The sequence below is a fragment of the Pseudoalteromonas neustonica genome (assembly GCF_001653135.1).
Classification (GTDB): domain Bacteria; phylum Pseudomonadota; class Gammaproteobacteria; order Enterobacterales; family Alteromonadaceae; genus Pseudoalteromonas; species Pseudoalteromonas neustonica.
This window is the reverse complement of record NZ_BDDS01000026.1, coordinates 12811-25125: the sequence shown is the minus strand read 5'-3', so window position 1 is coordinate 25125 and position 12315 is coordinate 12811. Positions and strand designations below refer to the sequence as shown.

Below are 12315 nucleotides of genomic sequence, written 5' to 3'. Positions count from 1 at the left end.
CATGAACATCGACAATCTCGTAAAAACAATTACCCCAGAATTATTTGAACGATTACAATATGGTGCCGCAACAGGCAAGTGGCCTGATGGTACAGTACTAAGTGATGAGCAAAAAGCGCAAACAGTCCAGTTAGTCATGCTTTATCAAGCAAAAGTAGCCCAATCTAATGAGCAATTTACCATTGGCTCAAATGGTGAAATGGTGCAAAAAACAAAAGCACAATTGCAAAAAGAATTCACCGCAGACAACGAAATAGCAAGGTTTAGTGAAAATGATCTTTAAACACCTTTTTACCCCGAAATGGAAGCACCCAAAGCAGCAAGTACGTCTAGATGCAATTGAAAAGCTAGATGTAGAACGTGATGCAACAATTTTAAATACATTGGCACTAGATGATAGTTCCGCAGAAATCCGCAAAAAAGCCTTAAATAAAGTCAATGATTTAGTGTTGTGGTGGAAAGCGTACAAGCAAGACCAAAGCTTAAAAGAGTTAGCTGAACAGCATATTTCAAGTGCAGTATTAAACGCCGAAAGTACGCTCGACACGCAGATTAAAAATGAATACATTGAACGTTTCGCACCAGTAAAAACACTTGAAAAACTCGCCTTTGCCGAGAAAGAATTACAAGTAAGAGTTAAATTACTAAAGCGCTTATCAAATCCTAAGCTAATAGAAAAAGCCTTTAAAGAAGGCGGCAACGAATTGCAATTGCAGTTAACGGAATTAGTTATAAATCATCAATTGACAAAAAGCTTAGTAAAGCATGCTCACGGTGAGGCACTCACGCTACTACAGACACATCTTGATAATAAACGTTTAGCATCTGTTATGCCTGGTCAAGTGCAAAATGACACGCGTGTAGTGCTCGCTAAACTTAATGCATTGCGTGAAAAGCAAGACTATGGCGTTGTGTGTGAACAAAAAGAGTCACTTATAGCACAATGGCAAGCGATAGAGCTAACATGGTTAAACCCAGAGCAAATTGCAATACTAGAAGAAAAATATCAGTCATTGACGGCTAAATTGAATGTGCATTTAGCTTTATTAAAAGATCAGCATGATCAACAGCAAGCGATTTTAGCGCAAAAACAGCGCGAAGTTTTAGCATTGGCAAATCTTGAAGCACTTAGTGAAGAAATTGAAAATGCACTGCAGCTTGGTCTTGAAACACCAGAACAAATTCAACAAGACTGGCTTGATGCAAAAGTTGAGCAAGCACAAGCGGTGATAGCACAAAGCAATATTTCAAATAGCGAGCATAAAACAAAAGTGGTTGCTAAGTTACAGCAATTATTTAAACAAGTTAGCCAATTACCAGCACTAAGCCAAGCGATCAGTGATTATAGAGTGGCATTAACAGCCCTGAGTGATTTGAGCACTGAAGTTGATAAAACAAATTTTGATGCCGCGACTGCGCAGTTTGAGCAAGCATTTAAAGCGGCCAATGCGCCACTTAAGCAATTACCTGTATCATTACAAGCGCCTTTTAAAGCGCAACTTAAAGAGCAAAAGTTACAATGGCAGCAAGGTATTGCGCAATTAAGTAATGAATTAACAAAAAACCAGCAGCAGGCGAGCCGAAAAGCGCGCGATGTTAAACGTCTAATTGAGCAAGGCCGTTTTAATGTGGCATTTGGTGTGTTTAAAGGTTTTACGGAGCTTTATGACAGCTTAACACCGGGTTTTCAGGCGCAGCTTGAAAAGCTTAAAGCGGAACTTGAGCAGCAGTTAGCAGATGCTAAAGATTGGCAAAAGTATGCGTCAGCGCCAAAACGTGAAGAACTGTTAGCTGAATTAACGAGTTTGTTAGAGCAGCCATGCACAGACCCAAAAGCCCGTGCAAATGAGGTTAAGGTTTTTCGCCGTCGTTGGAATGAGCTAGGGCGTTTAGACACTGAGCAAGAGCAACAACAAGGTAAAGAGTTTGATGACATGATTGAGCAATTATTTGCACCATGTCGCGAATACTTTGCACTGCAAGAACAACAGCGTGAAGCAACTAAGCTTGAACGTGAAGCAATCATTAATCAAATGCAAGCACTTGCGCAGGCAGACACCAGCGCCACTGAATTTGATTGGAAAGAGTTTGAAAGCCAATATAACCGCATTAATAAAGTCTGGCGCAATGCCGGTAATGTTGAGCCAAAAGTATACCGTGCATTACAAACACAATATAAAGCGCAACAGCAGCAAGTATTTAATGCACTAAATGCATTTCATAAAGGCAATGCGGCTGCAAAAAATGAGTTAGTTGAGCAAGCGCAGCAGTTATCAGTCAGCGATGATTTAGCGACGGCTTGTCAACAATTAAAAGAACTGCAACAGCAATGGCAGGGAATTGGTTTTGCAGGCGTAAAAGCTGAAAATGCTTTATGGCAAAAATTTCGTCAATTTAATGATTTAACCTTTGCTAAACGCAGTGATGAGTTTGCGCAGCATAAAGAGCAACAAGCAGCGGATAACGCAGTTGTTGCGGCGCAAATTATTGAACTAGAAGAAGCTTTACCAGCAGTGAATCAAAAAGCACAGTTGCTAGATTTGCGCACTAAAGTAACCGCACTACAAAGTAGTAAAGAGTTAGGCAACCGCATTAAAAAATTATTGGCTAACATAGATGGCAAATTAGCGATCCTGACTGAACAAGCTGCTAAAGCTGATTTTAGTGCGCTATTTACGGCACTTGAAAATCAGCAAGTTATCCCTGTTCAATGGCAAGGTAACGCAGATACGCATTTAACAGCTGCGCAATTATTAGTGAGAATGGAAATTCTTGCCAATGTGGCAAGCCCTGATGGCTCATCTCGTATGGCTGAACAAGTTGCCATGCTTGATGATAAGCATCGTGGCGAACAAGCTGATTTGCACTATTATTTAAAGCAGCTATTAGCGCTCAGTCAAGGTTCAGTTGACAGTGACACACTAGCACGCTTAAAAACGGTTTTTAGCGTTTAGTGGCTAAATGCGTTAAAGAATAAAAAAGCCGCCGTTGTGCGGCTTTTATTTTTTTATCCTCGAAAAGGAAAAATCATGAAGTATATTGTATTAATTGCCTGTTTATTTCTCAGTGCATGTAACACGACCCAAGGTGTCTCGTTTTATTCATTTACTAGCAGCGAAATTGAGTCAGCACTGAATCAACAGCTTCCTAAACTCAGTGAAAAAGTGCGTTTAATGGGCTTACCAGTGCAATTTGATGTGAACGATTTAAGCGTTAATGTTGGCCCCAATAATCGCGACGTAGTGATACTTGGGGCTGATTCAAGTGCTGTTATTAATGCGTTTGCACTTAAGTATCCGGTACGTTTAAAGTTGCAAATTGAAGGTGCGCCATTTTACGATAGCGAGAAAAAAGCAGTTTTTTTACGTGACATAAAATTGCTTGATTCAACCATTGATGCAGGTGGTTTTAAAGGTAATCTAGCCGTTTTAAATGATGAGGCCATGAATGTCATTAATAGTTTTTTAGCTGTAAATCCAGTGTATAAGTTAAACATGAATGATCCAAAAGTCGCGTTATTAAGCAAATTACCTTTAGATATGAAAGTCGTTGAAGGTGCAATTAAGCTAGTGCCTCATATGTAAAAACACGACGTTAACTAACATAGTATTAATTTAGTTTAGTTATAAAAAAGCCCTGATCATCAGGGCTTTTTAGTGTACTTAAAAGTAGGAGAATTAACCTATGCTTGCATAAAAACAGCCAAAGCCGGGCAGGGTTAACGTGTTTTTATTTACAGTACCGTTATGATGATTAAGCTCACTATGAGGTGTGATATTAATATGGTCAATCTCATAGCTTGTGGTGCTTTGTGCGAGGTTAAATATACAAAGCATAGTTTGACCTGCAAAGCGACGGTAAAAGGCGAGCAGTGGCTCAGGGGTATCGATAAATTCAATATCACCCTCAAGTAATACGGCCTGTGTTTTACGCCATGCCATAAAGTGACGAAATGCATTTAAAATCGAATGTTGATCGCTCTCTTGCTCACTTACATTTTGGTTTTTATGCTGCTCATCAACGGGTAACCAAGGCTTAGTGGTTGAAAAGCCGGCTTGCTCGCAGTTATTGTTGTGCCACGGCATTGGTGTACGACAGCCATCACGCCCTTTAAAGTTTGGCCAAAAAGTGATGCCGTAAGGGTCTTGTAAATCTTCAAAGGCAACGCTTGCTTCGCCTAAACCAAGTTCTTCACCTTGATACATGCACACGCTACCACGTAGTGACGCCAGTAAAGCACTAAGCATCTTACATTGCTGTGGATTTACCTCGCCATTGGCACCCCAACGACTTGCTACACGCTCTACGTCGTGGTTGCTAAATGCCCAGCACGGCCAGCCTTGTGTCATGCGCTCTTCAAGTGTTTTGACGGTAGTACGAATGTACTCACTGCTGTAATCATTAGTGAGTAGTTCAAAACTGTAACCCATATGTAGTTTGTCGCCACCCGCGGTGTATTCAGCCATTGTCGCCAGTGAATCTTCAGATGAAATTTCGCCCAAAGACACAGTCCCAGGGTATTTGTCTAATAGGGTACGAATATCTTGCATAAAGCTGATATTTTCAGGTTGGGTATTGTTGTAATGATGGTATTGAAATGCATACGGATTATCTTCACTAAAACCACGACCTTGACGTTTTTCAGGTGGCTTTGCAGGATTATCGCGCAGCTGTGCATCATGATAGCAAAAGTTAATTGCATCTAGTCGAAACCCATCCACCCCTTTTTTAAGCCAAAACTCCACGTTGTCGAGTACTGCTTGACGTACATCGGGGTTATGAAAGTTTAAGTCGGGTTGTTCTGTAAAAAAATTATGTAAATAATATTGACCCCGACGTGGCTCCCACTGCCAAGCAGGGCCACCAAAAATAGATAACCAGTTGTTTGGTTGCGTACCGTCGGGTTTAGAGTCAGACCATACATACCAATCCGACTTATCGTTAGTTTTGTTTTCGCGGCTATCTAAAAACCACTGGTGTTGATCTGATGTATGACTTAAAACTTGGTCAATTATGATTTTTATATCACGCTGGTGAGCGTGTGCTATCAGCTCATCAAAGTCATTAAGATCGCCAAACAGGGGGTCAACATCACGATAGTCACTAATATCATAGCCAAAATCTTTCATTGGCGATTTGAAAAAAGGAGAGATCCAAATAGCATCAACGCCAAGACTTTTAATATAGTCAATGCGAGCAATGATCCCTTTTAAATCACCAATTCCATCGCCATTGGTATCTTGAAAGCTGCGAGGATATACCTGATAAATAACCGCACCTTTATACCATTGCTGTTGAGCCATGCTTTTCTCCATCGTGACATCAATACCTTAAAAACGTTGGTCGCTTAATAGCTAAAATTTTTTAAGGCGTGTTGTTTTCGTCAATCTTATTTTATGGGTAGGGTTAACTACGCCACGTTATTTTTGAAAAGCATACGTGAAGGCTTAGATACTGTAAAAAGCCTGCATACGTATGCATGCTAAATAGATTATTCTACAGTGCACAGATGCGAGTAATATCAGCATTAAATAACGTAGAACAAGCATCGTTTTAATTATTACCAATTAATATGTTAAAAAAGTTAACATGTTATAAAGTCCAATATGGCGCGGCTTTCATTGACTTTGTATTGTGTTGGTGCAAATGATTATTGGTCTTACCAATTGCCAGGGGTGATATACAATGCCACAACTAATAATTGAAATTGATAGTTACTTGTATTTTAGAGTGTTATAAGTCAGTTAGTTTTGAATTTACTTATTTAGTATTATGAAATTTGTTTTAGTGCTTATTGCACCAACATATTTATTTTTTACCTCTATAAAAACAAGGTGTTGCCAGTATTCTTGTGAAATTTTTGTTAAAAGTGATGGTTTTATTCTACTGTGAATACGTATGCATAAAGTTGTTAATAAAATAAAGCGGGCGTTAATATTCATCCTGACAACAAAATCAGCCAGCGAATAACGGTGCTTCTATCACAAGCCTGTTATTACGCTGGTAATAAATAATATGGGTAACGGGAAAACATCATGTCTATGTTCAAACCAAGTATATTAACAATTGCACTTGCGACCGCAGGTATTAGCAGTTTCGCTTCACACGCACAAGATGAGCAGCAAGCAGCAAAGAATGACGTTGAAGTCATCGAAGTGAAAGGTTTTCGTGGCAGCGTTGTTGAATCAATCAATACAAAGCGTTTTTCATCAGAAGTGGTTGAATCTATTTCTGCAGAAGATATTGGTAAATTACCTGATTCATCAATCGCAGAGTCAATTGCACGCCTGCCGGGCCTGACTGCACAGCGCCTAGACGGACGTGCAAGCCGTGTGAGTGTGCGTGGTTTTAGCGAAAATGAAAGTGCTACAACGTTTAATGGCCGTGAGCAAGTGTCTATTGGTGACAACCGTGGCGTTGAGTTTGACCTTTACCCATCAGAAATAATGAGCGGTGTAACCGTCTATAAAACACCAAGCGCAAGTTTAGACGCTGAAGGTATTGCCGGTGTAATCGATATGCAAACCGTAAAGCCTTTAAGTAAAGGCGAGCGTGTGATCATGTTCAATGGTCAATTAGAGCAAACGGGTTTTGAAAAGCTAAACCCTGACGGCGATGACCAAGGTTTCCGCGGTACGGTTTCGTATATAGACCAATTTGCAGATGACACTATCGGTGTTGCATTTGCATACAATAAAATGAGTTCACCTAATCAAGAAAAACGTTGGAACTCTTGGGGTTACCCTGATTACAGTATTTCTGAAAATAAACTTAAAGACGACACAACTGTTGGCCCATATAACCCTATTTTAGGTGGCGCAAAGCCGTTTGTACGTTCGTCCACTCTTGAGCGCGATTCAGCTATGTTGGTAATTGAAGCTGCGCCCACTGATCGCTTGAATATGACATTTGATGCACTTTATGTTGATTTTTCAGATGAAAAAATACTTCGCGGTATTGAAGTACCCTTTGGTTGGGGGCAAGGTAAAATACGCTCTGGTTCAGAAGTTGTTGATACAAATTCCGACTTTATCACCAGTGCTGTAACCCAAGGCCAACGTGTTGTTGTACGTAATGACTATGAAGAACGTAATGCAGAACTAACTCAATTTGGTTTTAATACAAAATATGATATCGATGATTCATGGTCTGTGGAATTTGATGCCAGTCGCTCAGAAGTAGAACGCCAAATTTGGAGTATCGAAAGCTATTCTGGTACTGGTCGAGGTGATGCAAATGGCATAGCTGATAACATTGGATACGTATTTGATGGCGGTAACACAGGCGCGCAATTTTCACATGAACTAGATTACAGCGATTATGATTTAATTCAATTAGGTGGCCCATTATCATGGGGTGGAAGTGCCGCACTTAATGACAAATATGGATTAAAAGACACGCCATACCAAAATACAGCACAAGATGGCTTTATTAATGCACCAGAAATTAACGACGAATTAAGTACGTTAAAACTTGCTGCCAGCAAAGCACTTGAAAGTGAATATTTTAGCAACGTAAGCTTTGGTATTTCATATCGTGACCGCGAAAAGAGCAAAGTGTCAGAAGGTTACTTCATGACATTAAAAGGCTTCTCGCTGTCAAACCCGGGTATGTTGTCTATTCCTGAACAATACCGCCAAGGTACAGCAAGCCTTGATTTTATCGGTATGGGCAATATGGTCGCCTATGACACTAACGGTCTAGTGAACGATGGCTACTATGATTTATTACAAGAGAGCTTAACGGACCAAAAACACAAAACACAATCGTGGGCAGTACAAGAAGAAGTTATTGCGGTATTTGCACAACTGGATATCAATGCAGAGTTAGGCTCAATTCCTGTAACAGGTAATATTGGTGCGCGTTATGTGCAAACTGATCAATCATCACAAGGGTCTGCTGCAAACACGATTGATGGCTTAGTTGTTGTTTCGCCAACGGATGTAAGTCATGACTATAGCCATTTTTTACCAAGTATTAATTTAGCGTTTAGGATTGACGAAGACCAAACCATTCGTTTTGGTGCTGCAAAAACTATTTCACGTGCTCGCTTAGATGAAATGAATGCCTCTATTAGTGCGTCTTATAGTGAACAACAAAATAATGATGGAAACAACTGGAATATTTCAGGCGGTAACCCTTTACTAGAACCAAAAGAAGCAACAGGGTTTGATTTAAGTTACGAAAATTACTTTAATGCAGAAGGTTACTTTGCCGCAGCTTTCTTCTACAAAGATATTACGCAATGGATATTCGATGGTAATTACGAAGTTGATATGACCGGAGTTGCTGATCCAGCAACAGGTGAAATACCTGCTAATTCAACAGGCTCTGGATCAGGAAAAATAAACGGTGGTGAAGGTAATTTATGGGGTTATGAACTATCTCTTGCATTGCCATTTAATATATTTCACCCTTCGCTTGACGGCTTTGGTTTAATTGCCAGCCATACCGCAGTAGAGCAAGATATTACTGATCAAAAGGGTAATGAATATGAATTACCAGGCTTATCAGATCAAATTGACAGCCTAACGGCTTATTATGAGCGTAATGGCTTCCAAGCGCGTACTAGCATGCGTAAACGCAGTGATTTTAAAGGCGATGTTTACGGCCTAGGCTTTGCAACTACACAGGTTGATATTAAAGGCGAAACCATTTTTGATGCGCAAATTGGTTATGACTTTACTGAAGCAGGCATAGAAAGCTTAGACGGGCTAAGCGTGACTTTCCAAGTGCAAAATATTACTGAAGAACCCTTTGTGTCATTACAAGGTAGTAGTGATTTACAAGTACGTGATTACCAAGATTACGGTCGTACGTTCTTACTTGGCTTTAGTTACAAGCTATAACATTCTTTAGCGTTTAAAAGCCCTTGTAATTTGTTTTACAAGGGCTTTTTTATATCGCTGAGCTACACTGAAAAAAGATCATAACGGTGGAAAAGAGAATGCAACAGCAAAAAATAAAACAGGTCATTATTGCCGGTGGTGGTAGCGCAGGGTGGATCACAGCGTCGTTATTGAATAAAGTGCTTGGTAAAGTGATAGAGATCACACTGATTGAGTCGGATCAAATAGGCACTGTTGGTGTAGGCGAGGCCAGCATTCCGCCCATTCAGCATCTTAATGGCGCACTGGGGATTCGAGAAAGTGAGTTTATTAAAGCAACCCAAGCAACGATTAAGCTTGGTATTGAATTTGAAAACTGGCGCGAACAAAATCATAAATACATGCACGCCTTTGGTGATATTGGCAAAGACTTTCCGTTTTGTGAGTTTTACAACTTTTGGCTAAAAGCCAAGCAACAAGGCAACGCGACTGACTTTTGGGATTTTTCGCTTAACTACCAAGCTGCAAAGCAGCATAAGTTTACCCACTTACAACACATTCCTAATACTCAACTTACCGGCTTAAATTACGCCTATCATTTTGATGCCACACTGTACGGTGAGTTTTTAAAAGAGCTGGCCATATCACGGGGCGTTAAACGTATTGAAGGCAAAATTGCTCATGTTAAGCAATGTACCGAGAGCGGCTTTGTAACAGCACTTGAGCTTTCGAGCGGACAAATAATGAACGGTGACTTATTTATAGATTGCACTGGCTTAAGTGCATTACTAATTGAAAAGACCCTCAACACAGGCTTTGAAGACTGGTCACATTGGCTACCTTGCGATAGTGCTATAGCGGTGCAGACTAAAAGCACAGCCGATCCCGTGCCTTACACTCGCTCTATCGCCCGTGATGCGGGTTGGCAATGGCAAATACCACTACAGCACCGTGTTGGCAATGGCTTAGTGTATTCAAGTCGTCACTTAACTGATGAACAAGCCAAGCAACAACTGCTTGGTAACATTGCTGGTGAACCAATCACAGAGCCTCGCGTTATTCGCTTTAAAACAGGGCGCAGGCGCAAACAGTGGCATAAAAATGTGGTAGCCATTGGCTTATCAAGTGGCTTTTTAGAGCCATTAGAGTCGACCAGTATTCATTTGATCCAAACCGCTGTTATTCGTTTAATTAAACTCTTTGCGCATAACAACATTGAGCAATCATTGGTTGATACGTTTAACCAGCAAAGCCAAACCGAAATCGAACGTATCCGCGATTTTATTATTTTGCATTATAAACTTACTGATCGTACCGACAGTGCATTTTGGCGTCAGTGTAAGCAAATGAGCATTCCCAAATCACTGCAAACCAAAATTGATTTATTTAAAGACACAGGCAAAATTATACGCCAAGACGATGAGCTATTTGCAGAGGTTGCGTGGCAGCAAGTAATGATAGGCCAAGGGCTTAAAGCGCAAGACTATAACCCATTAGCCGATGCGCTCAATGATGAACAATTAGCAGAGTTATTTACAAATCTAAAAACGCTGATCAGCACCACGGTAAAGCAATTACCAACACATAATGAGTTTTTAGCGAGGATAAAAAGTAATTAATATGAAATCACTCATTCAGATTTTTTTAGTAAGTGCACTTTTAACTACGTGCATAAACGTTAATGCAATGACGGCATCACCACAAAGCTGGTGGGTTGGTATGCAAACTAATTCATTGCAAATTATGCTTCATAAACAAAACGTTGCTAAGCATCAATGGCAATTAATGCCATACTCTGGCGTAAATTTACACAACATAATAAAAACAGATAACCCAAATTACGCCTTTTTAAACCTTGAAATAAGCCCAAGTGCAAAGCCGGGTACGTTAGTGTTTAATAGTACTGCGGGCGGGCGTTTTGAATATTCATTAAATGCGCGCAAAGCCAATAGCAGTAAACGACGTGGTTTTGATAGTAGCGACACACTTTATTTAATTAATCCCGATCGTTTTGCCAATGGCGACAGCACTAACGACAGCGTAAAAGGCATGTTAGAGGCTGCAAACCCAATTGAGCGAGGCGGGCGTCATGGTGGTGATATACAAGGGGTAATTGATGCGTTGCCATACTTACAAAAACTGGGTGTAACTCAACTTTGGCTAACGCCGCCGCTTGAGAACAACATGCCAAGTTATTCGTATCATGGCTATGCTATTACTGATTTTTACAAAATAGACCCGCGTATGGGTTCCAATGCACTTTATAGGGAACTGGCAGCGAAAGCCAAGCAACACGGCATCGGCTTGGTAATGGATTTAGTGCTTAATCACTTTGGCTCTGAACACGTATGGATGAAAGACAAACCCACCGCTGATTGGATCAATTTTAATGGCGATTTTGCAAATGGAAAACATGCAACCAGCCATGCAAGACAAACCATTCAAGATCCCCACGTCAGCGACTTTGATAAACGCCAGTTTAGTGATGGCTGGTTTGTTGCCACCATGCCTGATCTTAACCAACGCCAGCCATTATTGGCAAACTACCTTATTCAAAATGCCATTTGGTGGATTGAGTACGCTGATTTAAGCGGTATTCGAGTAGATACCTACTCATACTCTGACAAAGCCTTTTTAGCTAACTGGACCAAAGCAATCATGACCGAGTATCCACAGTTTAATATTGTGGGTGAAGAATGGACGTCAAACCCCGCGATTGCATCATACTGGCAAGCAGGCAAAGTAAATAATGATGGTTATACGTCAAGCTTACCCAGTGTGATGGACTTTTCATTGCAAGAATCACTTATTCAAGCACTTAATGAAGATGAAAGCTGGAACACCGGCTGGGTTAAAGTGTATCAATCGATTGCGAATGACTTTTTATACCCAAATCCAGATAATTTATTAGTGTTTGCTGATAACCACGATATGAGCCGAGTTTATACCCAGCTTAAGCAAGATCTTGCTAAAACTAAAATGGCGATGACTCTGCTGCTTACTACTCGCGGCATTGCACAAATGTATTACGGCACCGAAGTACTGCTTGATAACACAGGCAGTAACGATCACGGCGATATTCGCATTGATTTTCCCGGTGGTTTTAAAGGCCAAAAAAGTAACGCCTTTACAGGGCAAGGCTTAACAATTGATCAACGTGATATGCTGCAAACGATTAGCACCTTACTTAATTTTAGAAAACAAAGCGCTGCACTGAGCCAAGGTAAACTCACTCATTTTAGCCCAAAGGATGGGGTGTATAGTTACGCACGCACAAGCGAGAAACAAACCGTGCTGGTGTTTTTAAACAAACATGCTGAGATGAAAAGTTGGCCACTTCATTACATGGAAGAAGTGCTTGATAGTCAAATACATGCAACTGAGTTATTTACTCAACAAACAGTAAATTTAAATAAAGCAGTCACCTTACCCGCAATGAGTGCAGTGGTGTTAGTGATTGAATAGTGTGAATACGTATGCAGCCGCT

7 protein-coding genes are annotated in these 12315 nt (G+C 40.5%); 6 read left to right on the top strand and 1 reads right to left on the bottom strand.

What is annotated here, in order from left to right; genetic code table 11:
• Position 1: 1 nt before the first annotated feature.
• The 3 genes from A7967_RS20345 to A7967_RS20335 all read left to right on the top strand — a co-directional run bounded on the left by A7967_RS20345 (position 2) and on the right by A7967_RS20335 (position 3584).
• On the top strand, positions 2-283 hold the full coding sequence (locus A7967_RS20345; protein WP_054206781.1) for a YeaC family protein: 282 nt from the start codon (positions 2-4) through the stop codon (positions 281-283).
• Positions 273-2954, top strand: coding sequence for a DUF349 domain-containing protein (locus A7967_RS20340; protein ID WP_054206780.1), 2682 nt, complete (start codon positions 273-275; stop codon positions 2952-2954). Before A7967_RS20345 ends, A7967_RS20340 begins: the two co-directional genes overlap by 11 nt.
• A 75-nt stretch (positions 2955-3029) precedes the next feature.
• Positions 3030-3584, top strand: a complete 555-nt coding sequence (locus A7967_RS20335; RefSeq protein WP_054206779.1) for a YceB family lipoprotein — start codon at positions 3030-3032, stop codon at positions 3582-3584.
• A gap of 93 nt (positions 3585-3677) precedes the next feature.
• Here the strand turns inward: A7967_RS20335 and A7967_RS20330 are convergent, their stop codons facing one another.
• Positions 3678-5303, bottom strand: a complete 1626-nt coding sequence (locus tag A7967_RS20330; protein ID WP_054206778.1) for an alpha-glucosidase — start codon at positions 5301-5303, stop codon at positions 3678-3680.
• A 732-nt stretch (positions 5304-6035) separates the two neighbouring features.
• Between A7967_RS20330 and A7967_RS20325 the strand changes: the two genes are divergently transcribed.
• From A7967_RS20325 to A7967_RS20315, 3 genes are all read left to right on the top strand, one after another.
• On the top strand, positions 6036-8849 hold the full coding sequence (locus tag A7967_RS20325) for a TonB-dependent receptor (RefSeq protein ID WP_054206777.1): 2814 nt from the start codon (positions 6036-6038) through the stop codon (positions 8847-8849).
• Between the two features lie 98 nt (positions 8850-8947).
• Positions 8948-10447 carry a tryptophan halogenase family protein gene (locus tag A7967_RS20320; RefSeq protein WP_054206776.1) on the top strand — a complete coding sequence of 500 codons (1500 nt, stop codon included), beginning with the start codon at positions 8948-8950 and terminating at the stop codon, positions 10445-10447.
• Between the two features lies 1 nt (position 10448).
• Positions 10449-12293 (top strand): glycoside hydrolase family 13 protein, encoded by a 1845-nt coding sequence (locus tag A7967_RS20315; RefSeq protein ID WP_054206775.1) that lies wholly within the window; start codon positions 10449-10451, stop codon positions 12291-12293.
• Positions 12294-12315 lie beyond the last annotated feature (22 nt).

Excerpts from the sequence above, each read along its gene's own strand:
- A7967_RS20345 (WP_054206781.1), top strand. The coding sequence starts at position 2 with ATGAACATCGACAATCTCGTAAAAACAATTACCCCAGAATTATTTGAA.
- A7967_RS20340 (WP_054206780.1), top strand. The coding sequence starts at position 273 with ATGATCTTTAAACACCTTTTTACCCCGAAATGGAAGCACCCAAAGCAG.
- A7967_RS20335 (WP_054206779.1), top strand. The coding sequence starts at position 3,030 with ATGAAGTATATTGTATTAATTGCCTGTTTATTTCTCAGTGCATGTAAC.
- A7967_RS20330 (WP_054206778.1), bottom strand. The coding sequence starts at position 5,303 with ATGGCTCAACAGCAATGGTATAAAGGTGCGGTTATTTATCAGGTATAT.
- A7967_RS20325 (WP_054206777.1), top strand. The coding sequence starts at position 6,036 with ATGTCTATGTTCAAACCAAGTATATTAACAATTGCACTTGCGACCGCA.
- A7967_RS20320 (WP_054206776.1), top strand. The coding sequence starts at position 8,948 with ATGCAACAGCAAAAAATAAAACAGGTCATTATTGCCGGTGGTGGTAGC.
- A7967_RS20315 (WP_054206775.1), top strand. The coding sequence starts at position 10,449 with ATGAAATCACTCATTCAGATTTTTTTAGTAAGTGCACTTTTAACTACG.